General features: G+C 29.9%; 26 protein-coding genes. 11 read left to right on the forward strand and 15 right to left on the reverse strand.

What is annotated here, in order from left to right:
* The first annotated feature begins 47 nt into the window (after positions 1-47).
* Positions 48-503 (forward strand): DUF441 domain-containing protein, encoded by a 456-nt coding sequence (locus G9F72_RS10165; protein WP_164956311.1) that lies wholly within the window; start codon positions 48-50, stop codon positions 501-503.
* 214 nt (positions 504-717) lie between these two features.
* Positions 718-1,236, forward strand: coding sequence for a hypothetical protein (locus G9F72_RS10170; protein ID WP_164956312.1), 519 nt, complete (start codon positions 718-720; stop codon positions 1,234-1,236).
* 63 nt (positions 1,237-1,299) lie between these two features.
* On the opposite strand, the gene G9F72_RS10175 is transcribed toward G9F72_RS10170, so the two are convergent.
* The gene (locus G9F72_RS10175; protein ID WP_164956313.1) at positions 1,300-1,629 is read right to left on the reverse strand and encodes a FlxA-like family protein; all 330 of its coding nucleotides are present in this window, start codon (positions 1,627-1,629) and stop codon (positions 1,300-1,302) included.
* Between the two features lie 441 nt (positions 1,630-2,070).
* On the opposite strand from G9F72_RS10175, the gene G9F72_RS10180 reads away from it, so the two are divergent.
* On the forward strand, positions 2,071-2,601 hold the full coding sequence (locus G9F72_RS10180; RefSeq protein WP_164956314.1) for a GH85 family endohexosaminidase C-terminal domain-containing protein: 531 nt from the start codon (positions 2,071-2,073) through the stop codon (positions 2,599-2,601).
* Positions 2,602-2,674: 73 nt separating this feature from the next.
* Here the strand turns inward: G9F72_RS10180 and G9F72_RS10185 are convergent, their stop codons facing one another.
* Entirely contained in the window at positions 2,675-4,066 is a 1,392-nt protein-coding gene (locus G9F72_RS10185) for a sensor histidine kinase (protein ID WP_164956315.1), read from the reverse strand.
* Positions 4,063-4,749 carry a response regulator transcription factor gene (locus G9F72_RS10190; protein WP_164956316.1) on the reverse strand — a complete coding sequence of 229 codons (687 nt, stop codon included), beginning with the start codon at positions 4,747-4,749 and terminating at the stop codon, positions 4,063-4,065. The genes G9F72_RS10185 and G9F72_RS10190 overlap by 4 nt, the downstream gene beginning before the upstream one ends.
* 218 nt (positions 4,750-4,967) lie before the next feature.
* Here G9F72_RS10190 and G9F72_RS10195 point away from each other — a divergent pair, with 218 nt between their 5' ends.
* From G9F72_RS10195 to G9F72_RS10205, 3 genes are all read left to right on the forward strand, one after another.
* Positions 4,968-5,267, forward strand: a complete 300-nt coding sequence (locus G9F72_RS10195; protein ID WP_164956317.1) for a hypothetical protein — start codon at positions 4,968-4,970, stop codon at positions 5,265-5,267.
* A 266-nt stretch (positions 5,268-5,533) separates the two neighbouring features.
* A complete protein-coding gene (locus G9F72_RS10200) occupies positions 5,534-5,890 on the forward strand; it encodes a hypothetical protein (protein WP_224676058.1) in 357 nt (118 codons plus the stop codon).
* A gap of 194 nt (positions 5,891-6,084) precedes the next feature.
* On the forward strand, positions 6,085-7,104 hold the full coding sequence (locus tag G9F72_RS10205; RefSeq protein ID WP_164956319.1) for a phosphodiester glycosidase family protein: 1,020 nt from the start codon (positions 6,085-6,087) through the stop codon (positions 7,102-7,104).
* 57 nt (positions 7,105-7,161) lie between these two features.
* On the opposite strand, the gene G9F72_RS10210 is transcribed toward G9F72_RS10205, so the two are convergent.
* The 3 genes from G9F72_RS10210 to G9F72_RS10220 all read right to left on the reverse strand — a co-directional run bounded on the left by G9F72_RS10210 (position 7,162) and on the right by G9F72_RS10220 (position 9,834).
* Entirely contained in the window at positions 7,162-7,740 is a 579-nt protein-coding gene (locus tag G9F72_RS10210) for an HDIG domain-containing metalloprotein (RefSeq protein WP_164956320.1), read from the reverse strand.
* Positions 7,741-7,938: 198 nt separating this feature from the next.
* Positions 7,939-8,508, reverse strand: coding sequence for a hypothetical protein (locus tag G9F72_RS10215; protein ID WP_224676059.1), 570 nt, complete (start codon positions 8,506-8,508; stop codon positions 7,939-7,941).
* Positions 8,509-8,619: 111 nt separating this feature from the next.
* On the reverse strand, positions 8,620-9,834 hold the full coding sequence (locus tag G9F72_RS10220; protein WP_224676060.1) for an amidase domain-containing protein: 1,215 nt from the start codon (positions 9,832-9,834) through the stop codon (positions 8,620-8,622).
* 257 nt (positions 9,835-10,091) lie between these two features.
* Between G9F72_RS10220 and G9F72_RS10225 the strand changes: the two genes are divergently transcribed.
* Positions 10,092-10,475: a DUF1523 domain-containing protein gene (locus G9F72_RS10225; RefSeq protein WP_164956322.1), complete on the forward strand. Its 384-nt coding sequence runs from the start codon at positions 10,092-10,094 to the stop codon at positions 10,473-10,475.
* Between the two features lie 271 nt (positions 10,476-10,746).
* On the opposite strand, the gene G9F72_RS10230 is transcribed toward G9F72_RS10225, so the two are convergent.
* Both G9F72_RS10230 and G9F72_RS10235 read right to left on the reverse strand, forming a co-directional pair.
* Positions 10,747-11,262, reverse strand: a complete 516-nt coding sequence (locus tag G9F72_RS10230; protein WP_164956323.1) for a hypothetical protein — start codon at positions 11,260-11,262, stop codon at positions 10,747-10,749.
* Between the two features lie 254 nt (positions 11,263-11,516).
* Positions 11,517-12,011, reverse strand: coding sequence for a hypothetical protein (locus G9F72_RS10235; protein WP_164956324.1), 495 nt, complete (start codon positions 12,009-12,011; stop codon positions 11,517-11,519).
* A gap of 183 nt (positions 12,012-12,194) precedes the next feature.
* Between G9F72_RS10235 and G9F72_RS10240 the strand changes: the two genes are divergently transcribed.
* Positions 12,195-13,052, forward strand: coding sequence for an ATP-binding protein (locus tag G9F72_RS10240; RefSeq protein WP_164956325.1), 858 nt, complete (start codon positions 12,195-12,197; stop codon positions 13,050-13,052).
* Positions 13,053-13,314: 262 nt separating this feature from the next.
* On the opposite strand, the gene G9F72_RS10245 is transcribed toward G9F72_RS10240, so the two are convergent.
* Positions 13,315-13,524 (reverse strand): hypothetical protein, encoded by a 210-nt coding sequence (locus tag G9F72_RS10245; RefSeq protein ID WP_164956326.1) that lies wholly within the window; start codon positions 13,522-13,524, stop codon positions 13,315-13,317.
* Between the two features lie 378 nt (positions 13,525-13,902).
* On the opposite strand from G9F72_RS10245, the gene mltG reads away from it, so the two are divergent.
* Complete coding sequence (mltG, locus tag G9F72_RS10250; RefSeq protein ID WP_224676061.1) at positions 13,903-14,682, forward strand: endolytic transglycosylase MltG; 780 nt, start codon at positions 13,903-13,905, stop codon at positions 14,680-14,682.
* Positions 14,683-14,875: 193 nt separating this feature from the next.
* On the opposite strand, the gene G9F72_RS10255 is transcribed toward mltG, so the two are convergent.
* Positions 14,876-15,067, reverse strand: a complete 192-nt coding sequence (locus tag G9F72_RS10255) for a hypothetical protein (RefSeq protein ID WP_164956328.1) — start codon at positions 15,065-15,067, stop codon at positions 14,876-14,878.
* A 349-nt stretch (positions 15,068-15,416) separates the two neighbouring features.
* Between G9F72_RS10255 and G9F72_RS10260 the strand changes: the two genes are divergently transcribed.
* Positions 15,417-16,346, forward strand: coding sequence for a DUF2935 domain-containing protein (locus G9F72_RS10260; RefSeq protein ID WP_164956329.1), 930 nt, complete (start codon positions 15,417-15,419; stop codon positions 16,344-16,346).
* 161 nt (positions 16,347-16,507) lie between these two features.
* On the opposite strand, the gene G9F72_RS10265 is transcribed toward G9F72_RS10260, so the two are convergent.
* Positions 16,508-17,161, reverse strand: a complete 654-nt coding sequence (locus tag G9F72_RS10265; RefSeq protein WP_224676062.1) for a hypothetical protein — start codon at positions 17,159-17,161, stop codon at positions 16,508-16,510.
* A gap of 181 nt (positions 17,162-17,342) precedes the next feature.
* Positions 17,343-17,819, reverse strand: a complete 477-nt coding sequence (locus G9F72_RS10270) for a DsrE/DsrF/DrsH-like family protein (RefSeq protein ID WP_164956330.1) — start codon at positions 17,817-17,819, stop codon at positions 17,343-17,345.
* A gap of 185 nt (positions 17,820-18,004) precedes the next feature.
* Here G9F72_RS10270 and G9F72_RS10275 point away from each other — a divergent pair, with 185 nt between their 5' ends.
* Positions 18,005-19,048: an alpha/beta hydrolase gene (locus tag G9F72_RS10275; RefSeq protein ID WP_164956331.1), complete on the forward strand. Its 1,044-nt coding sequence runs from the start codon at positions 18,005-18,007 to the stop codon at positions 19,046-19,048.
* A 196-nt stretch (positions 19,049-19,244) separates the two neighbouring features.
* On the opposite strand, the gene G9F72_RS10280 is transcribed toward G9F72_RS10275, so the two are convergent.
* From G9F72_RS10280 to G9F72_RS10290, 3 genes are read right to left on the reverse strand one after another with little or no spacing between them, the layout of a single operon-like run.
* Positions 19,245-20,381, reverse strand: coding sequence for a glycosyltransferase family 4 protein (locus G9F72_RS10280; protein WP_164956332.1), 1,137 nt, complete (start codon positions 20,379-20,381; stop codon positions 19,245-19,247).
* A 13-nt stretch (positions 20,382-20,394) separates the two neighbouring features.
* Positions 20,395-21,399 carry a CotS family spore coat protein gene (locus G9F72_RS10285; protein ID WP_164956333.1) on the reverse strand — a complete coding sequence of 335 codons (1,005 nt, stop codon included), beginning with the start codon at positions 21,397-21,399 and terminating at the stop codon, positions 20,395-20,397.
* A gap of 22 nt (positions 21,400-21,421) precedes the next feature.
* Positions 21,422-22,444 carry a CotS family spore coat protein gene (locus G9F72_RS10290; protein WP_164956334.1) on the reverse strand — a complete coding sequence of 341 codons (1,023 nt, stop codon included), beginning with the start codon at positions 22,442-22,444 and terminating at the stop codon, positions 21,422-21,424.
* Positions 22,445-22,597: the final 153 nt, after the last annotated feature.

Genomic DNA, 22,597 nt, shown 5'->3' on the forward strand with positions numbered 1-22,597 from the left:
AATTTTTCAAAAATATATTAAGTAATATATTCAGGAGATGATTTGTTTTGAGTTCTAATATTATTTTATTGTTGATTCTTGCTGCTGCCATATTTGGCAAGGCGAATTCAGTGGCTATTGCTACATGTGTCTTACTTATGCTAAAACTCTTAGGTTTGGACAGATATGTATATCCCTTTATAGAAAAAAGTGGAATTACAGGTGGACTTATATTTCTTATAGCTGCCATAATGATACCTATTGCAAATGGTCGAATTACAGTAGAGAATATAAAAAATGTATTTACATCCTGGATAGGTATAACAGCTCTAGTTCTTTCATTTTTAACAACATATTTAAGCGGACAGGGATTGAATTATCTTACTGTTCAGGGACATAGTGATATTATGCCTGCCATGATAATAGGAGCAGTTGCTGCTGCAGCTTTTTTAGGAGGGGTGCCTGTAGGACCGCTTATTACATCTGGAATGGTAGCTTTATTTGCAAAGATGATTCATAAATAATAGTTCTGTGAACATGGGATGAGAAATCCTACTTTTGCTATTTACATAAGTTTAAAGTTAGCAATTAAATTGAAAGAAATGTATAATGGATATATATGGTTGATTGGCTTTTGCTTAAAGAGGCTAAAAAATCAATTTAAAAGAATTAGAGGATTGTACTCAGTTAGATAGGTGGCTATAAAAGGGCAGTATAAAACAATATAGGGGGTTAAATGTGATCAAAAAAGTTTTTATTATTATGCTTTTAACAATGATTTTTATAGGCATATTTGGGTGTGTGAAGAATGATAAAATACCAAGCATAAGAGTTACGATAGATAAAGAAAAAATTAATTGCATTACATTAAAAGATACTGCTAATGGTTCGTCAAATTATAAGAATGATATATTTAAATTTGCATTTGAGGAAAATGCTTCAGTGGATATTAAATATATTAAAATTGGTTCCGTGGTTATTCTGGATTTTGGGGATAATCCGCCAAATAAAATATCTATAAAAGATAGTCTTCTAAATGCAAATGGAGAGCATTTGAATCCAGATAAATTAACAGTAGAAGTTCCATATACAGTGGAAAATGGCAAATATAGCTTTACAGTCCAAAAAAATATGGCTTCTCTACTTAGTTCATTTTACGAAGAAAATAAAACGGATTTTAGGGGATATATGATAACATCATATTGGGACAAAAGTGAGTATGAACATGCTTTTGTAATAAAAGCAGATTCATACTAATGTTAGACCATTTTCATACCAGTTGATTTAAATCTGCTTATCATTTTATTATCTTTCAGATGTTTAAGCAAAGAGTTCAATTATATTATTAGGATTTATTGAATTCACTTTAGTTATATTTGAATTTCTAGCAACATCTTTTGAAGGTTCTACCTTTTCAGTAGGTAATTGGCCTGTTTTGGTTGTTTGTAGTTGCTGAATTTGTGCTTGAATTTGTTGTATTTTAGCCGCGATTACTTGTATTTTCACTTGTTTTATCTTTTCATCATCAATACTTGAACTAATTTGGCTCAACTGTGATTTGAGCGTTGATTCCTGTAGCTTAAGTTGACTTATATCACTGCTATTATTTGTTACCACGTTGGATGTTGATAATATTGATGAAATACTCATATTTTTTCTCCTTAAATTTATTTATATTTACTTAATCTATTGGGTTTCATAGCTTCTTCAAGGGCTCTCATAATATCATTAAACTTTTATTTTTTAATGTTTTCCTATAATGAAATTATAATAGTCAATTGTGGCATCAATGTGTAATAATTATGTGAACTTTATGTGATAGGAAAAAATAGATTTTTTATGGATGCAGATTCTGCATGAAATAATAGAAGCTGCATCCATAGAATTTTCATTTATATAAAATTAAGGTAACTATTATTATTTTGTAGTACTTTAAAAGCCAGTTATTTAAAAGATGTTATGTAGGGGCTTAGGTCCCTATTTTTTTATGACTTTTGTCCCTATAAGAAGAGTAAATTAGTCCCTTTTAGGAAACTTTAATTAGAAGTATAATTAAATTATAGAAAATAAAGAAAGAAATGGGGGAAAACTATGAAAAGCTTATCAATTAAAAAAGTATCGACATATTTATTAACTATAAGCATGTTACTATTTTCATTTAGTTTAGTAGTTGCTGTTTCACCAACAGCGACAGCAGCGCCAGAAATAATAGGGCTTACAGCACCAGCAATGATTGTTGCAACTGCTGAAGATTCGCAAATAAATTTAACTTGGTCACCAGTTACAGGAGCTACTTATTATAATGTATATCAATCAATAGACGATTTAACATATAATTTAATTGCCTCTACTCCTATGGCAAATTATAATGTCCAAGGACTAACAAATGGTATATTATATTATTTTAAAACCACTGCAACGAATACAGTTTTGGAAAGTACTTATTCTAATCTTGCAAGTGGAACTCCACTTGCAAGGATCAATCCAGTAAATCTTGGTACAGCCGGTGATTATGCAATTTTATCAAAAACAAGAATATCCACCGTACCTAATTCTGTTATTACTGGAAGAGCAGTTAACTATACAGAATGTATACCGGAGACATTAGTGGCCAAACACTAACGGAAAAATTAATCCAAATAAAAAGCTTGCAATAAATAAAAAGCAATCAGCTATTGAGTTGATTGCTTTTTATTTATAACCGATATTTAATTAAAAAACTAACACCCACATCTCTATTTATAGCCTCTATTTCTCCATTATAAAATTTTATAATTTTTTTACTAATAGCGAGGCCAAGACCAAAATTGCCAGTCTTGTCTTTGTAGAAATTATCAAAAATGTAACATAGATGCGCCTCAGGAATATTAGGTCCGTCGTTATAGATCTCTATCACTGCAAAATTTCCATCTTTTTTTAGGGTTACGGAAATTTTTTCTTTAGCATATCTAAGACTATTATCCAAGATATTTTCAATAGAAACCTGTATTTTATCTACGTTTCCAATTATAAGAGCTTCTTCAATCCCTAAATCCCATTGAATATTATTATTAATTACTTTAAATCTATTTATGATATGGAAGATTAGACGATGCAAGTTAATTTCAATATCCTCAATGTTATTTTTTAAAACATAATCAAGAGTATTCAAATATAACATCTGCTTAACTTTTCTTTCGAGACTTATAGCCTCATCTCTTATTATCTCAGCGTTTTTCTCTACTGACTCAACATAAACACCATCCATAATTGCGGCAGCATGGCTCATAATTACCATTATTGGTGTTTTTAAATCGTGGGATATACTTTGTAAAAACATTTTCTCCTCTTCATCCGCACGCTTTAACTCTCTTTGCATCATATTCATTGAGTTTGCAAGTCTTCCAATCTCGTCTGCGTTTTTTACATTAATAGGTTCCTTCCAATCTTTATGGGCTATTCTAACAGTATAATTCTCAAGTTCCTTAAGGGGTTTCGAAATATAATTTGCAACTAATTTAGAAGTTAAAAAACCAATAGCTATAAACACCAGACCTATTATGAGTACCATATAAAGCAAATTATTATCTTGCATTTCAGGCATATATGTTATTAAATATGACTTCCCAGTATCTTCATATTCAACTGAGCTTATTATAAAAATAAATTTCATATCTTTATAGGACTCTTTAAATTGTTTTTCAACAAGAGTACCTGGTGTAATGAAACTTGACATCCATAGCTTAACATTTTTATCATTTACGCTAAATGGCGAATTAGGGTCATTGGGAGCATTTGGGGGTAATCTACGCCCTTTATTTATAATTACAATTTTGCTGTTATTATTATCATCCACATTTAAAATATAATAATCGCTGCCTCTTAGATTTTTCAGCTCGTCAAATCTATTAGGCGCTGTAAAATTCTTATCCTTTATTAAAATATCATGAGATACTTTTAAGTCTTCAATTTTAGCTTTCTCGTCTAGGGTTTTAAAAGCAACAAGATAGAAAAATGAAATGCTGAAAATAATTATAAGAATTATGATTGTAAAGGTAGTCCATATCCTCATGGTAAGGGATTTAAATTTAAAATTTAGCTTCTTCATGACTTATACACTAATTTATAACCGTAGCCATATACAGTCTCTATAGTGAATTTATCTACTTTTTTTCTAATTCGTCGTAGGGTGTCATCAACTACTCTATCCGAACCGAAGTAATCATCTCCCCATACAGTATCTAATATTTGCTCTCTAGATACTAAATTATTTCTGTTTTCAATAAAATAATAAATCAATTCAAATTCTTTGTTAGTTAGTATAACTTCATCTTTACCTAAAAAAATCGTTCTTTGTTTCTTACTGATGCTATACCCTCCTAAATTTAAGTCAGCACTAGCTTGAAGAGCATCATCTTTATCTACTCCAGAAATTCTCGCTAAAAGCTTATTTGTTCTAATAATAAGCTCCCTAGGTAAAAATGGTTTTGATAAATAATCATCGCTACCCAACTCTAGTCCCACCACGCGATCAAGCTCTTCATTTCTTGCAGACATAAAAATCACAGGTGTATTTTTATTGTTAGCTTTAATAGCACTAATAATTTGATAACCATCAATATCTGGAAGCATTATGTCTAGTATCCAAAGATCAGGCAAATCTTTAATTTTTGCCAGTGCAGAATTACCATCTGAAAAAGTAGTTACTTCATAACCTTCACGTTGTAGGTATTTTTCAAGCAACATATTTAAACTTATTTCATCTTCAACAAGATATATTTTTTTTGACAAGTGTATCACCCCTATAATTGTGTACTGTGTTTTATATTTATAAAAATAATAAATTGCTTATGATCTATATATACTTATTAATTATATTCTATCATACAATTTTCAAAACATTTCAGATAATTTATGTGAAGAATGTGTGTTTTATAAAGCCCTCTTAGAATATTATGATATATACCATCTATATCGTAAGGGTGCACATAGGGGAGGTGTTTATAATAATGGCTAATTATATAATATTTTGTATTTTTATTATTACAGCATTTCTTATTATTTCTTTTCCTATAATATTGGACATAATTAATATGAAAAAAACTCATGAGACTTGCGATACAAAAAGTTTAACTAGAAGAAGTATTACATTAGGTTTAATATATATTTATCTATGTCTCCAAATTTATATTATTATTTTCGAAAAAAAGGCTACTCTTTCAGAAGAATTTAAGACTATTGTAATATCTGTTGTTTCATATTATTTTGGAAGAAGCACAGCATTAGATGACCCAAATAAAAAAAGTTAACAACATTAAAATTTTAAGTTTTATCGGGTTTCCCAGTTATAATTAATAGCTGGACTGGTCCAAGATAAAAAGGAGAGGGAATTATGCAATAATAGGAATTGCAGGCTTAAAGTCGACATCACCTAATTAATACCAGTGATGTAAAGTGCAAAAAAATTGGAGAGGATGTAAAATAAAAATATATAAGTTTAAAATTGCTAGTCTATATTAAAAATGATATTTTTTAATATAAATATTCCGCTATAGTTTATAGTGATATAATATAAATGCGAGGTGATATCATGGATGAAAATAAAATGTTTGACCTGTTAGAAAAGATATATATTGAGGTTCAAGAAACAAAAGGTGAGGTGAAGAGCCATACTGAACGGTTTAATAATGTTGAAATTAGACTTGACGCCCTTGAAAATGAGGTTAATAAAATAGGCATAAAGATAGATGGTGAACTCATTCCAACTGATAAGGCTCTCTTCGATGGATACAAAGATAAGACTGAACATATGACAATCATCGATGATAAAATTGATAGGCTCCAAATAGATGTTAATAGTATTAGTATGAAAGTATCCTATAATGACAGTCGAATTATAGAAATATCTAAAGAACTTAAAAATGTAAAATAATATTAAGAAAACCTTCCGGAATAAAGCCAGGAGGTTTCGTTTTTCTTTATCAATTATTCAGTTTTCGCCGTGAAATGAAAATCTTCTATTTTTTTATAAAATTACTATAAATATAATATAAAGTCTTGTAAAATATTTGAAGGTTATGTTAATATTAGTTTATAATTGAGATGAGAAAGAAAAGGGTGGGAGATATGATAAAAGTAAAAAGATATCCAAAAGCCAAAAGAAGTACAAGTTTACTTGTTTTGTTATGTATAGTATTTGAGCTTACTTTCACAGCAATTACAGGACCATTTTTGCTTTACTATGGTCCATTTAAAAAGGTAAAGACTACAATAGTGGGCGCAGCCATGACTACTCTCACATTACAATGGCTAGTAACATCATTTTTATCTGATGAAAAAATAAAACAAATTATGAACGAGCAAAAGGTGGAATCTATAGATCAAGACAACTTAGAGGGCATAAATTCTCCTGTAAAAGTAGAAAATAAAAATGATAATAGTATTGAAAGATATGAGGTAACCGGTAAAAGATTTAAAGGGTATATTTTAGTAATTAATGACCCAACTAGAATAAAAGTCGGTTATAGCAGTAAGATGGGCAAGGAAGGCGAACTTACTAGCAAAATTGCAAAGGACAATAATGCCATTGCGGCCATTAATGGTGGTGGGTTTACAGATAAAGTTTCTGGAGCCCTTTGGGCAGGAACTGGAGCGAACCCAGAAGGAGTCATAATGTCTGGAGGGAAAATTGTTTATAATGATATAAAAAATGAAAATGAGAAAAGAGAAGTTGTAGCATTAACTAAAACTGGAAAGCTACTAGTTGGTAAACATACCATTAATGAAATGAAAAAAGTTGGAGTATCCGAGGCAGTATCTTTTGGTCCGGCAATGATAGTTAATGGAAAGAAAGCTATAAATAGCGGTGATGGGGGTTGGGGCATAGCACCTAGAACATGTATTGGACAAAGAAACGACGGAGCAATAATATTATTAGTTATTGACGGTAGACAGATAAATAGTTTAGGGGCTACTTTAAAAGAGGCACAAGATATATTGTATAAATATGGTGCTTATAATGCTACTAATTTAGATGGAGGTTCTTCTTCTACCTTGTTTTATAATAATGAAGTTATAAACAATCCTTGTGACAGCTTGGGAGAAAGAACTGTACCTTCAATTATTTATGTAACAGGCGAAAAATAAGCAGGAAATAAAAAAGTATGCTAAATTAAATTAGCATACTTTTTTAGCTAAGAGATTCTATAGTTCTCCTTTTAATCCGATTTCACCTGCAACACTCTGCATACCTTTTATGGCTTCACTAAGTATTTCACTAATGTCCATTCCCATTCTTTCTGCTCCAGAAAGAATAACCTCTCGATTCACACCTGCTGCAAAACTCTTTTGATTCCATTTCTTTTTAACTGACTTTACTTCTAAATCAAGCACGCTCTTACTTGGTCTCATGAGTGCAGTTGCTGTAATAAGCCCAGTAAGTTCATCAATTGTAAACAAAACATTTTCCATCTTATGTATCGGTTCTATATCTATGCACAGTCCAAAGCCATGACTCTGAACAGCATGTATGTACTCCTCTGGATAGCCCTCTGCCTCTAATATAGCTCTTGCTTTAACACAGTGTTCTTCAGGATACATCTCATAATCAACATCATGAAGAAGACCAACTATGCCCCATTTTTCTACATCCTCATTGTATAGTGTAGCAAAATGTCTCATAACGGCCTCAACAGAAAGTCCATGTTTTATTAAACTGTCGCTCTTATTGTACTTTTTTAATAACTCAAAAGCCTGTTCTCTTTTAGGAGATATTTTTTCCATAAGTAATACCTTCTTTCCTTTAGCTAATTTGATCAATTTTATGATAAATTATAGTCTTATATGAAAATTAAGTCAAATATAAGTTTATTATTAGTCTTTATCCATATTTTATCAAAGGATGGTATAATTATAATTATGTTAACTATTTGGAATAATAATGGACTAGTTAATGGCAAATTAAATGGTAGTAAATTGGAATTATTTAACTAACAGTAATTGCTGTTTTCCAGCCACTTTGCTTTTAGCATCCATTTTGAATGTAGATTTAGCTTGATTCGTAGTAAAGTATACATTTCCATCAACTTTAGCATCTATTAACTGAAAGTTAATAGATGAAATATAAAGGTCACCTTTGAAAGTTCCATATTCTATACTGGTTTGAGGGCTATTAATAGTTAATTTCGGTGCAGTTAGAATGAATCTGTTCTTATCTTCGTCTTGACCGTATAGATCTATCTTACGTTCTATAAGATCCTTACCACTAGCATCTTTATTACCGCTTTTATACTCACCATCAACCACAAGATCTTTATCAATAGTTAGATTCTTTGTTATTGCAATAATCCATGTACCTTTACTACTTATAGCCTTTTCAAAAGAAGAGGCAGTACTTGCCATTGATACTGTAATCCCAGTTGGAGTACTTACTATTGAAACTTTGTTTGCTACATTTGGAGTTATTTTCGATGGCGCTTTAGGTTGCATAGTACATCCTACAAATAATACAGTTAATATAGCTGATGTAAATAATATAATTTTTGATATCATTAGAAAAACTGGTTTTTTTAAATCTGAACAAATCTAAACATCTAGATTTAAAGACCAGAGTTCACCTCCACTTCTATTTATATTTTTGAAATTATAACCAACGTATTAAATCTATTTTACTCGTATTAAATAGAAATTAATATTTTTATCTCCCCAGCCTAAGTCCCAAGGCACACGATATCTGTCAATTGTATGAGTATTAACAAGAGGATAACCATGAGAATCAAATCCAGTAACTATAGCAAAATGATCTATAACATTACCTTTGGCATAACATATAAGATCGCCTATATCTAATTTCTGTACTGCACCACAGGGATAGCCAGGAATACGAGAAATTAATTCCTTAAATGATCCTTTTCCTACTATTTTCCCTTTGCCACTATAAATCAAATATTTTTTAAATGCATCAGCATTAATCCATGCTGGGCTTTCGTCAGCTCCATCATTTTTTTTATAAGTACAATACCAAATACCATCAAATGGTAGCCCCCCACCTTCTTTATCCCCAATTGATTGAGATACGTAATTAGTACAATTTCCACCAATGCCGTTATAGTTTGTGTATCTTTTATTATATTTTGTTGAATTTCCACTTGCCCATGGTACTCCACAGTATTTATCCGCATATTTAACAGCATTTATTTTGTCATAACCACCATTGTTAACAACCTTGAGTTCAGATGGTATTTTAGGACAGTTTTCGAGCTTGTAAATAGGGTCTTTATCAGCTTTAAGCTTGAAGTTTTTTATTTCACCAGAATATGATTTTAATGCATCTTCAAAGCAATCTAAATATGAATCAGAATAAATTATCCATTTATATCCAGTTATTATTAGTTCAATAGAGTGTGATAATCCTACACCAAAAACATTTATAGTAGGTGTTATATCATTTTTATAAGCATACTCAAATTTATAATATTCATCTACCAATAATCGAAGACCTTTTTTTGTATTAGTTATTTTCTTGATTTTGGGAGTAGATTCAACTTTTATAAAATTCATACCTCTTTGATTTGACCAATCATTAAAATAAGTAAGTCTTTTCACTTCATGATCCAAACTCGCTTTTCCAAGTTTTTGAGATGTATCATAATAATTAGGGAGATTAGTAATATCTCTAGTAATAAACATGGAGCAACGATCTTCATAAATATTTTCGAGTACTTTTGTAATTTCGGCTTTATCAGAATTTACAGAAGCTATTGTAGAAATAGACATATCTTTATTGGTAAAACAATTATCAGATTTATAGCAAATTAAACTTAATGTTAAAACAAAAAGCAAAATAAGAATATGAATTTTGTGAATATGTTTTTCCATGAATTATATACCACCTTATATTTAAATTAATTATCAAAAAAATATGCTCAACTTAGTATTCCACACTAATAAGATTTTTTGCAAAAATAAATGAAAAGTTAATTTGAAATCCGATTCATACAAAATGGTCACTCTATATTTGACAACTATATATTAAAACAAAATTATTTTAGAAAATATTTATATATTATGTTCTAATATCTAGATAAAGGAGTAATAATTAAAGTAAATGGATTTATTAAAATAAAGGAGATTTTATGATAAAAAATAATTCTTATAGATTTAGAAATAGAATTTTTTTAAAATCTAAGATTATAAAAGTAATAATTATCCTTATTATAATAGTAAGTGTAATTATAGGCTTTCCACATTTTTTTAGAAACACTTATGTAGTAACTATTACAAATAAACGAGTAATAAGACGTGATAATATTGATACGTATTTAATTTATGCACAAATGGAAAATGGTAGTATAAAGGTATTTAAAAATACTAATAGTTTACTTGAATTTAAAATACGTTCTGAAGATGTGTATTGGGCATTAACAATTACTAACAAATACGAAATTAAAGCATATGGCTTAAATATACCTTTATTATCATCTTATCAAAATATTATAAAAGTTAAAGGGGTAAAATAATAGATTAACACCAGAAGAAAGAGAGAATTTTTTTATATCAATAAACAACGAAAAAACTGTGAATATTATTCACAGTTTTCTATATTAAAGTAAAGGGGGAACTTCGCTTTAATCAATATTTAATTTATATTTAAATAATAACATAGAAATGTGACAATATAATGAATAAAATGTGTAGTATATGTTAAATTTTAAAAAAATATCGGTTTTAATGACAATATTGGATAGAAGTAAGGCGAAAAATAAAAAATGAGTGCTCCTTCAGGAGTACTCATTTTTGTTTATCAAATAATCTTTGGAAAATTCCCTTTTTCCTATGAAGTTCTTCTTCAGCTGCTGCTTTGATTTTTTGTCTTTCAAGAGTTTGAGTTAGATTATTAACCAATTGGATATCATGTTCTTTAATGGTGTCAGGTAAGGATAATATGGCTTTATTTTTTTCTTGATCTTGTCTAAATAGGATCTGTGTATTTTCTAATAATTTATTAATATCGTAGAGTTGCCCGTCCTTTACACCTAATTGCTCTTTAAGAAACTCAATATTATTTTTAAGTATATCAATCATATCTTCTTTTAATTGAGTTACCTCTGTAGCAGCCACTTCCTCATCTGCAGTTTGATTATATTTTAGACATAGTCTAATTGCTTCTAGGCCTTCCTCATCTACACATGTTTTCCCATTGTGGAATATTAAAAAAGCTTTTATTTCAGGTAATTTCATCTTGGCATAAACAGTTACTGTACTAATGTTTAACCGTTTAGATACTTTTAATGCATCATATATCATTTTGCTCGCCTCCTAATTTTATATAGGATATATTCTCCATTTATTCCCAAATTCCTTTTTTTACAAATTAAATTTAATAAGAATTTAGTGAAATTTAATAAGAATTTAACTTGGCGCTTAACAGAAGTATCCATGAGGTATTGAAATCATTGAGTTTATTGCAGTTAAGTGTTAGTTAATAATGCTGGTAAAGCTAATTAAATTTAATCTATAATTAAAAAGCACTCATTTAGTTATGAGTGTTTCTTAATATTTTACCAATTATAGAAAAGAGTATAAAGTGTATCTCCTAAATAGCTAGTGCAACCATAATCAATTAATACATTTTCATTATTGTAAATTCCCCAAGAGCTTGTAGAAATGATGTCATCAGCAAGAAGCATAAAATTATTTGTTAATTTGTTTAAATCAGCATATGATTCTTTTTCTGGACGGATTGTTTTAAGATCTATATATTTGTCTTTAATTAAACTAGAAAGTGGAATTGCTCTTCTCATTATGATTCTATTAGGTTTAAACCATACTATTGGGCACAGGTATTTAAGCAAATCCTTGGTAGCGTGGGTATAAACATGGTTTTCTACTCTGTTTTGATAGCTGCCATCATCTAACTTTGCTACTTTAACTACATAATCATCATTAATGGAGTATACCTCTCTACACAAACCTTCACCTAGAAATGTATATCTCTGAGCAATTTCACTATTGCTCAGGTTACATATATTTTTAAACATCATTTTCTCATCCATAATATAAAATCTCCTTAAAATATAGGATATTATAAGTTATCTATTAGTAAAGTATATGCTGAACTGTGTTAAGAGGTGAGGTGTAAGATATAGTTTCCATATCTGTAGTAATAATTATGTGTTATATTTATATCATAAGATTAATTAAAATTGTATTTTATAATATAGAGGGGAAGGTGTGAAATGAACAAAGATGGTCTAATTAAAATAGCATCGGACTTTGTTGAAAACTCAAAAGACAATTATATAACACATGAAATTGCTATTTCTGAAAATGTTGTGGGAATGAAGATTTTTGAAGCACCAATTTTTGGATTTGCTTCGCCCCAGGATGAATATTTTACATTATTTAAAGAAGCTTCTGTAATTGGGGAACACTTTATGCACCCTAAAGAATGGTTACTAGCTTCAAAGTCAGTTATCTCCTTTTTTCTACCATTTAGTCAAGCGGTTAAAAGGGGAAATGATAAAGAAAAATCATGGCCTTCTGAAGAATGGTTGCATGGACGTATTGAAGGTCAAGCTTTTATAAATAAGTTATGTATATATCTAAAGTCAGAATTGATAAAGGATGGATATAATAGTATAGTGCCTTCTTTTGATGAAAGGTTCTGGGCACAAACTTCGTTAAATGCTGCCTCTGCACATTCTGAAGTATCATTTACAAGCAATTGGTCTGAAAGACATGCGGCATTTGTATGTGGACTTGGAACATTTGGGCTTTCTAAAGGTCTAATAACTTCAAAAGGTGTAGCTGGAAGATTTGGTAGTATTATCACAGAATTATATTTGTCGCCAGGCAAGAGAGAGTACGAAAACATCTATGAATATTGTTCAATGTGCGGTGCATGTGTTAAAAAATGTCCGGTTAATGCAATATCCATAGAAGAAGGTAAAAATCACATGATATGTTCTGAATTTTTGGATGAAACAGCTGAAAAATATAAGCCAAGATATGGTTGTGGGAAATGTCAGATAGGTGTACCTTGTGAAGGGAGAATACCTAAACAACATAGTATAAAAAAACAGAATCAATTTTGATTCTGTTTCTTGTTTACTTGCATTCGCATTTATCCCTTTAACACCTCAATTTTAAAAACAATCATCTCCCATATCTTTAACAGGAAGTTAGCTATATAATCAAAATACTTAGGGAACGTTTGTATTGATTTGTACGTAGCATAAGCTATTAATGCTCCGCCAGCTTATAATAAAAAAACACCTACATAACAGATAAATCTGAAATCCAGATGTTTAATATTAATTTTAATCTTAATATATTCAGTATTACATTGAAAAAGTATTATATTTTATTTTTATCCAAATACATATCCAATTCCATACTATTTTTATCATTCAGAGTTAATGTTCTAAAATGTTGTTTCAATTCTTCTTTGAAATTATTTTCCATGTTACTTGTTTTTTCTTTTTTACATTTGCTGTTTTTATTAATTAACTGATTCATATATCTATATAAAAATATACTTAAATTAATATTTTCGTGGTTATTCATATATTTCATCTCCAAAAGGTTTAATTAGTTTAGTAATTTTACTCTATGCACTAATTATACACCAAGTTACACAAAACGACAAAGTATTTAATTTATATATAAATTTATTTAGTATTATCACTGTGTTAACAACTTTTACTTTCCATATTTGAATTATATAATAAAGAAAGATATTATGCTTGCTTAAATATAATTTTATACTGACTCTTTATAGGTATCTCTTTTTTATACCGAGGCATTTATATAAGTTCGTTCTTAGAATATTAAATAATGATGGTCTTCATTTATGTTATACTAAAAATACATTTAACAATAAAAAGGAGTTGAAACTGGTTCTTATCAACCTACTGAGTTGAGACAATTATGAACCTTATAATTATGAAATTTAAAAAATCTATATTTATAATTATTGTTCTTATTTTAGCATCATATGGAATATTTTACTTAGCAAATAAGTTGAATAAAAAAGTTAATACAGTAATGGTTACAATACCAGAGGGATATACAAATAAAGAAATAGGACAAAAGTTGGAAAAATCAGGATTGGTTACAGAAAAAGATTTTATAAACCAAGCTGAAAACTGGACAGACAATGATTACTGGTTTTTAAAAGGGTTGCCAAATGATAAACATAAGTTAGATGGCTTCTTATATCCTGCCACATATTCTTTTTCAAAGAATGTATCAAGTAAAACAATTATAAATAAAATGCTTAGAACTTTTCAAATGAATATTGAACCTAATAAAAAATATATAACAGAAAACAAACTAAGTATAAGAAATATTGTAATAACAGCATCTTTAATAGAAAAAGAAGCAGTAAAAGATGTAGACAGGCCAAAGATAGCAAGTGTTATTTACAATAGATTGAATAAAAATATGCCCTTGCAAATAGATGCAACAATTCTATATATAATTGGACATAAAGACAAGCTATACAATAAAGACTTAGTAGTACAATCTCCGTATAATACCTACTTAAATAAAGGATTGCCACCATCACCAATATGTAATCCAGGAACTAAGTCAATAAATGCTGCTATTCACCCCTCAAAGACTGATTATCTTTATTATGTATTAAATAGTAAAACTAATGAGCATGTATTTGCTAAAACATATGCGCAGCATGCTAAAAATGTATCTTTATATATCAAATAAGTAAATACCTGATTAAACATCTAGATTTCAGATTTATCTGTTATGTAGATGTTTTTTATTTAAGGCTATGTTAGACAATATTGAGGATAAAAGAATATAATATGGGCTTGTCATAAACGGACAAGCCCATATACTTTTCCCTAACTATTAAAGTATCGTAAATTTGTGATTGATGAACTAATAAGAATATTGTTTATTTAAAGATTTCTTTATCTTTGGCAACAAGTTCAACATGCCCACAATTTGAACATACATATGTTTCTATACCACACGCTTTTCGCTTTAGCCCTTTAATTGGTTGTTCAATTATAAGAACTCCTGCCCCAGTACTTACCCATGCTTCTTTCATTTGATTTTTACAATTTATACACTCTCTATTTTCCATATAATTACCTTCTCTCTTTAATTATTTAATTACGCCATAAATTACAAGTGTTTACTAAATTATAGTTTGTTTATACACTAATAATAACATAAATTTCAAGTATAAGGGATTAAATTATCTAAAAATAGGTTCTCTACCTTTGTAAATAGCAATTATCGTATCTACAAAGGGTTCATCCATTTCTACAACGCCATCAACATGCCCTGTACCCATAAATGTTCCAATGGGTCTCTCAATTAAAAATAAGAAGGTGTATATGTAAAAAAGAAATTACAGTAAAGAGGAACCTTTTATGTATTCAATTAATATAATAATAACGAATAAAATTTTATAATAAGGAGAGTATACTATGCTATCTAATACTCAATTCATCAGACAATCGCTGGAATTACATCTTTTCTTTGCAAGGATTATGAAGGAACACTCATTTTTTTTAGAAATAGGTTTTACACAAAAGGACTCAAATTACATCAACCAGGCGGATAACTTCCGAATGGAGTTTGACAGACTTTTAGCAGAAGCTATATCACTTTCTAATGGTGTTGTTAGCACTAGTGTATTAAATTCTGGTGAAGTAATAACACCTTTTACATTAAAAGCTGAGATGGCTACAGCATATTTTACAGGAGTGAATATCCCCATAAATTTAACAAAATCAGAAGCAGGATTAATGGGCAACGACGCATTAATGAGTGGCAATCATATGCTTGAACAAAGAGTATTTATGCTTAATCAGAGAGCGATGGGATTAATTAAAGCTTTAGCGCAGTTTAAGACTATGATTTTATCGGAGGTTATATCTTGTAGAATATTTACAAATAATTACCCTTTACTTATAGATCATATTTTGAGAGAAGCAAAATTTTATTTTCAGTTAATACAAAGGCTGCAAAATCGTGAGGAAATCAACCTAGAGAGAGATGCTTATGAGCAAGAAACATTCTGGAATAGAATTATGGCTGAACACTCTAAATTTATCCGTGGACTTCTTGACCCCACTGAAAATGAGCTTATAATTACAGCAAACAACTTCGGAAATGAGTTTGATAAGTTGACAAGAGAGTCAAAAGAAGCGATGGATAAGACAATCCCAATTTCAAAAGTTACAGAGGATAGCCTTAAAGCTACTATGGAAATAAGTAAGTTTAAGGCACAAGGTACGCAAGGATTGTTAGAATGTAAAATCAAGTCCATAATAATACCGTTGCTAGCTGACCATACTTTACGTGAAGCAAACCACTATTTACGTTTATTGAAAATATTTACAAAAGGTATATAACTACTAAGTTATTTAATAAATATTGCACAAAGTGGCTAATGAATATTGAATGAACATTGAATTTATATACTTTGTGTGAAACCTATAAAAATACCGTATTATTTAGTTGCACTAAATGATACGGTAAATATAATCATACTATTTATATTAATTCATATTTATTATTTACCAATAAAAGTAGCCATTCCGTTATCTCCACTGTAAGGAGGTGCCCCTTTGACTGTTACATAACAAATTATTAGCATATACTCTGCCCCTCTAGGAATCTGTCTATTAAAAGTTAATATAAATGTTTTTGCTGAGCCATTCTTTGACGCTATTCTAACCTTACTAGCCGTAAGTGAATTCCCAGCATTAACCTTATCATTTTTACCAAGTGTGGCTATGCCTTGGGGTATAGCATTCATTGTATCTTGGATCCAGTAATTAGTTGGCTTCATTCCTAGACTCATATCAACATCTCTATCATAGCTAATTTGAATTTGATTTGGTGATAGCTGCTCCAAATTTACTAGCATTGGAATAGGAAATTGCCTCTTATCATCTTGCATATACATAGGTTTCATTTGACTCGCTTCATCCATACACATCATAGGGTACATACTCTGCATAATCATTAAATGATGCATGCTATGCATCATATGGCACATACTCTGCATCATTTGATACATAATTTGCATATCCATCATCTGTTTCATTTCATTCATACCACCCATCATTGGGTACATGCTCTGCATATCCTTCATATGTGGCATTCCGTACATACCACCCATTTTCCACATATCTTGCATAGGATCTTCTAAATATGTTTTCAATAATCACACCTCATTAATAATTTTTATTTACATTAATATTATATGAAGTGAGCTAAAACTTGTGATTACTTTTAAATATTAGATTTAACTAATAATTATAATGGCTTATATAGAAAAACACCTAGATAGCAGATAAATCTGAAATCTAGATGTTTAATATTTATGTACTCAATGCTTACCCTTATATAAATAATTGTATATCTGATTGAAGTGCATCCTTTAAATAATCCGTAGCTTCAATTACCACTAATTCAGGAATGAGTTCTTCTTTTTTAAAGCCCATAACTTCCATTGAAAGCTTACAACCATAGAACTTAACACCTTTTTTTACAGCGCCCTCAAGGAATTTTGAAAGAGTTGGTGTTCCATCCTCCTTCATCATAGCTTCAAGCATTTTTTTCCCTAAACCACTAAAATTCATATTGGAAAGAGGTAATTCATCTGGGCCTTTGGGAGCCATATTTCCCATAAGTTTCTCTAGTGAAGACTTGCCTTCGCTTATATTTATATTAGGGTCTCTCAATAGGAGTAGACCCCAGAAAGCAAAAAACATGGATACTTCCATTCCTAATTCTTTAGCCGAATTTGCCAGTATTAATCCTGCTAAAGCTTTGTCATACTCTCCGCTAAACATTATAAGGCTTAATTTTTTATCCATTATAGCACCTCGTTTTTTATTTAGTGTGTGTATATATTTACGTATTATTCATTGATAGTTACAGGGATTATGAAGAATTTTTCAAAATTTCACTAGTAGCCAAGTTTTAAATCAAGTCCGAAGCCATAACTTATTATTATAATTTATATGGGCATACTACTAATAATAAATTGTGGAGGTATAATATGAAAAAGAAATTTTTTTTATTTTTTTCGGTGGTTGTCTTAATTATTATAATAATCGGTTCTTTTTCATTTAAAAATTTGACTACAACAAGTTATGGTAAACTTGATACAATATTTGGTGTAATGTCAAAAATAGAAAAATATTTTAACCCTAGTTTACTAAAAGAAAAATCAATATATGAAATACGTATAGCCTTACATAAGGCTACAACAAAATGGAGCCCTAAGCCTATATCTTTTTCCAATATTAAAAATATGGATATAAAAACAGATACAAATCAAGTGCCAGTGCGAATATATACGCCTGCTAATGGCGATATTTTCCCTTTGATAATCTATTCCCACGGTGGCAGCTTTGTAAGTGGTAATATTGATGAAGTTGATAATATTTGCAGGAAGCTTTCAAAAAATTCAAAGGCTATAGTTGTATCTATAAATTATCGATTAGCACCAGAAGATCCCTTTCCAGCAGGACTTAATGATGTATATAATGTGCTCCAATGGGTTTATAGAAATGCTAAGAGTATTAATGGGGACTCTAGTCGAATATGTATTATAGGGGACAGTGCTGGCGGCAACCTTTCCGCTGCAGTTTCTCAAATGTCACGTGATAAAGATGGGCCCCACATAATTTCTCAAGTACTAATATATCCATCAACAAATATTTATGAGCTAAATACTAAATCTTGGTCGTATTTTGGTATGGATTATAACCCTACAAAGGAAAACACTGAGAAATTTATATCACTATATACTCCAAGATTAGAAGATAGAAAAAGTAAATATGCTTCCCCTCTATTATCTGAAAATTTTAAGGGATTACCTGATACACTTATAATTACAGCTGAATTTGATCCACTAAGAGATGAAGGTGAAGATTATGGTAATAAATTAAAGGAGGCAGGTGTAGATGTGATTTCTACCAGATATAAAGGTGTTACACATGGCTTTATGTCTATGGGCAGGATTACAAATAAAGCAGATGAGGCATTAAATGAAATTTCCACATATCTACTAACACAATTCAATAGAAAGAAGGTTTAATGCTTAAAGTAGTATAATAAATTTTAGAACATTGAACCTTAGTGGGGATTTCTGATGTAATAACCTTTGAGTTAAACAAAAAAAAGTTATGAAATTTAGGTGTTAAGCCTACATTTCATAACTTTTTACATGCTTTAATTTTAGCAAACTATAAGGTAAGATTGGCGCTAGTAATAAAGTACTAAATAGTAAAAAATTATTTAACACTATCAAAAAGTTTTAATAAATCTTTAGCCAGTCTATTAAAATTATACTTTTCCTGTGCTATTTTTCTGCCATTCACTCCTAGTCTTAGTGCTAAATCACTATTATCTAAAAGACGAACTATATTATTCTCTAGCACCCTTGGATTTTTATAATCATTTATTACAAAGCCATTTACGCCTTCAATCATTACCTCTGCATTGCCTCCACGATTAGTGGTTATAATAGGTAATCCAGCGGCCATAGCTTCATAGTGAACTCTTGCTAAGGGTTCTTGCCATTGAGACATATTCACGAAGATGTCTCCTACGCTATAATATTTTGGAATTTCAGTTGGGCTTAAATAACCTGTAAAAATAACTGGTCCTTTTAGCTCTTTAGATATTCTCTTTAATAATTCTATATAAGCATTAGATTCATTTCCACCATACCACTTGCTCCCTATAATCATTAGTGCGGTATTTGGGTGTGATTCCATAACAGAATTCATGGCATCTATTACTATATGGGTACCTTTTTTTGGCGTTAATCTACCTACATATAATATTGTTTTATGATTCTGCAAGCCATATTTTGCACGCAAATTATTTCTATAAGAATCCTTATCATCATCCCAAATTGGTTTATATATATTACAATCTACTGCAGAATACACAGGATAAAGTTTACTAGCAGCAGAAGGATATAAAGCTTTTACACCATTGGCAATAAAATGGCTTACGGTTGTAATAAAACTGACTCTATTAACACAGGCATTGGCTAAGCTTACAGTGATTTTGTTTTGTAAAAACATTTCATTATGCAAACTTAAACTAAAGGCACAAGTTAAGTTTTTACTTAAAAAGTTAACCCAACGTGGCCTGTTAAAAACATGCACTAAATCAAAGTCATTTGTAAGATAGTTTTTTAAACCACGCACATACTCTTCTGTATTTCTTGCGGGCAATCGTATATATTTTACTCCATTAATAAAAGCAATGTTAGGTAGTTTAGGATCTTGTATACTAAACACAGTTATTTCATGATATTGTGATATTATAGGTAGAACTCCTTCGAGATATACTTGAACTGCCCCCCCATTAATAGGAGGGAAGGTAAGCTTTTCTGTACAAATAAATGCTATTTTCATAAAAACACTCCTCTTAAAGCCATCTCTGTAATATTGAAAATTTATTTTGTTCAAACTTTGAAATTGAAGTAATTTTGTCACTACCTATTGGTTTTGTTTTGTTAAACAATGTCTTTACTAAGCCAAAAAACCAGTGCGGGAACATTAAATCAATTTTTAAAACTTTTTTTTGCTCAGATGTTAGGGTAGCATTTGTTTCATAGTATTTTAAAATAGCTTCAATATTTTGTATACTATAATCATTATATTTCATCATTCTCTTTCCAATAATCTTTCTTAAATCCTTAACTTTCAAATCATAAGTTACGCTATCTAAATCAATAACAGTAGCTCCTTCTTTTGAAAGCATCACGTTGCCAGTGCCAAAATCCTGATGGCATAAACAGGATTCCTTTTGCTCAATACTACATAAAGCACTATAAGGAGATTTATTAATTAAATTAATAGTTTTATTACAAATTTCTATGATAGGATCTACTTGATTTACATAGGTAGAATAAGCTGTATTATTAGGGGTTTGTAAGCAGAGTTCCTTTATTTTTAGCATTCTATTTTTCATGGATTCATATTGATTTGGCCACTTTCCAAGTTTAGATGATACTAAGGCAGTTGTGGGTGGCTCATATCCAATTGAGTCAATATGGAACTTTGACAATGCTTGCAAAGCTAAAGCTAAATCTTTAGGATTATCTAGATTCATATCTCTTCCATGGATCCAACTATATAATACAAATGATTGTCCATTGTACTGCGTAATAGAATTCCCATTAGAATTAGGGTAGATTTTTGGTACATTACCACCATTATTCAATATATATATTTGAGCATTAACAGAGAAAAGAGCTTCTTCCAATGAATGCTTCAAGCGTTTAAGACATAATGTAGTACCTTTATACGTGAATTTCCACAATGTTTTAAGTCCCTTACTTTGTATTGTTTGTAAATTTTGTGGTGCTATATTATACTCTAGAAGAACTTTTCTACCAAGCTCTAAATAATTAGTTAAGTCGTTTTCCATTATAAATGCCTCCTATATTAACCTATGAAGGAATAATACTTTCAAAGTTTTGTAAAATTGGATCTATAGATTTATCTACTTTTATCATTGTTTTTAGTCTTTCAACATATCTATCTTCAGTCCAAGTAGCTTCGCGTCCTTCATAATATTTACTCATAATACCTACGAAGAGATGAGGGAAGGTTATAGTTTCCTTTAGGACTTGCCATTTCCAAGGTTCAAGAGGATTTACAGTGTTATACCAATGTAGGATTTGTTTTGTTAGGTTTAAATCCCATGTGCCATTTTTTTTCATTACTTTATTTAAAAGTTTCCTGATATCGCGTGTAGGCAAATCAATAGCTATGGAATCTATATCTAAAACAAATATTTCCTTGGATTTTGTAAGAATGAGATTACTAGCGGTAAAATCTTGATGACAGAGGGAATTTAGATTTTTATCAGCTTCAACCCATTTGTTATAACCTGATTTTTCGTTTTCAGCTATGGCGAGTTGCATTCTTTTATAAAAATAAGGAAATACACTAAGGATAATTTCACCAAATCGCGAATGTATAGGTTTAGAGTGTTCCACATCATAAAAATTCTTTAATTTAGTCATCTGATCTTGAAATTCTTCTCTTTGAATGCCTAAGTGAGTTCTTATCTTACAGTCACTTGGGGGTACAAAATTTTTAGATGCAGAATGAAAATTAGCTAATTGTTCTACAACCATTCTTAATTCTTGAGGTTTGTCCCCATTTGGTGTGACGCCAGATATAGCTTCGCTTAACACGTAGCAACAATCAATGCCTTTTATAAACTTAGTGCCTTGTTTTGTTTTAATAATTTTAGGAAGATTAACTTTGTTATTAGATAAATGTTCCACAGCGGCAAGTATGAATTCAAGTGTTTTAGCTGAACAGGAATGTTTTTTTAAAATAGTATCACCATGAAGTGTTTTTATCCACCAAACCGCCTTTTTACCCTTATTACATTCATTTCTTATATTAGTTACAGTAATATCATATTGGGCTAATATCAAATTTATATTTTCTTCTTCCATGAAATGCCTCCTTGTAAATCTCTGAGCGGATAACAATATTAACTGTTATCCCTCCTATAAATATAAAAAGAAAAGCTATTTATATTAAAATTGCTCTTTGTAATATATTCCATTTTATATTTTAATTTTATATATTATGAAATTAAAACTAAA

Source organism: Clostridium estertheticum, assembly GCF_011065935.2.
Lineage (GTDB): Bacteria > Bacillota > Clostridia > Clostridiales > Clostridiaceae > Clostridium_AD > Clostridium_AD estertheticum_A.

Bases quoted from the DNA above. Each gene is read 5' to 3' on its own strand.
- G9F72_RS10225 (WP_164956322.1), top strand. From the start codon at position 10,092: ATGATAAAAAATAATTCTTATAGATTTAGAAATAGAATTTTTTTAAAA.
- G9F72_RS10255 (WP_164956328.1), bottom strand. From the start codon at position 15,067: ATGGAAAATAGAGAGTGTATAAATTGTAAAAATCAAATGAAAGAAGCA.
- G9F72_RS10185 (WP_164956315.1), bottom strand. From the start codon at position 4,066: ATGAAGAAGCTAAATTTTAAATTTAAATCCCTTACCATGAGGATATGG.
- G9F72_RS10215 (WP_224676059.1), bottom strand. From the start codon at position 8,508: ATGATATCAAAAATTATATTATTTACATCAGCTATATTAACTGTATTA.
- G9F72_RS10195 (WP_164956317.1), top strand. From the start codon at position 4,968: ATGGCTAATTATATAATATTTTGTATTTTTATTATTACAGCATTTCTT.
- G9F72_RS10280 (WP_164956332.1), bottom strand. From the start codon at position 20,381: ATGAAAATAGCATTTATTTGTACAGAAAAGCTTACCTTCCCTCCTATT.
- G9F72_RS10205 (WP_164956319.1), top strand. From the start codon at position 6,085: ATGATAAAAGTAAAAAGATATCCAAAAGCCAAAAGAAGTACAAGTTTA.
- mltG (WP_224676061.1), top strand. From the start codon at position 13,903: ATGAAATTTAAAAAATCTATATTTATAATTATTGTTCTTATTTTAGCA.
- G9F72_RS10235 (WP_164956324.1), bottom strand. From the start codon at position 12,011: ATGGATGAGAAAATGATGTTTAAAAATATATGTAACCTGAGCAATAGT.
- G9F72_RS10180 (WP_164956314.1), top strand. From the start codon at position 2,071: ATGAAAAGCTTATCAATTAAAAAAGTATCGACATATTTATTAACTATA.
- G9F72_RS10275 (WP_164956331.1), top strand. From the start codon at position 18,005: ATGAAAAAGAAATTTTTTTTATTTTTTTCGGTGGTTGTCTTAATTATT.
- G9F72_RS10200 (WP_224676058.1), top strand. From the start codon at position 5,534: ATGCGAGGTGATATCATGGATGAAAATAAAATGTTTGACCTGTTAGAA.
- G9F72_RS10220 (WP_224676060.1), bottom strand. From the start codon at position 9,834: ATGGAAAAACATATTCACAAAATTCATATTCTTATTTTGCTTTTTGTT.
- G9F72_RS10245 (WP_164956326.1), bottom strand. From the start codon at position 13,524: ATGAATAACCACGAAAATATTAATTTAAGTATATTTTTATATAGATAT.
- G9F72_RS10230 (WP_164956323.1), bottom strand. From the start codon at position 11,262: ATGATATATGATGCATTAAAAGTATCTAAACGGTTAAACATTAGTACA.
- G9F72_RS10210 (WP_164956320.1), bottom strand. From the start codon at position 7,740: ATGGAAAAAATATCTCCTAAAAGAGAACAGGCTTTTGAGTTATTAAAA.
- G9F72_RS10270 (WP_164956330.1), bottom strand. From the start codon at position 17,819: ATGGATAAAAAATTAAGCCTTATAATGTTTAGCGGAGAGTATGACAAA.
- G9F72_RS10260 (WP_164956329.1), top strand. From the start codon at position 15,417: ATGCTATCTAATACTCAATTCATCAGACAATCGCTGGAATTACATCTT.
- G9F72_RS10240 (WP_164956325.1), top strand. From the start codon at position 12,195: ATGAACAAAGATGGTCTAATTAAAATAGCATCGGACTTTGTTGAAAAC.
- G9F72_RS10290 (WP_164956334.1), bottom strand. From the start codon at position 22,444: ATGGAAGAAGAAAATATAAATTTGATATTAGCCCAATATGATATTACT.
- G9F72_RS10285 (WP_164956333.1), bottom strand. From the start codon at position 21,399: ATGGAAAACGACTTAACTAATTATTTAGAGCTTGGTAGAAAAGTTCTT.
- G9F72_RS10175 (WP_164956313.1), bottom strand. From the start codon at position 1,629: ATGAGTATTTCATCAATATTATCAACATCCAACGTGGTAACAAATAAT.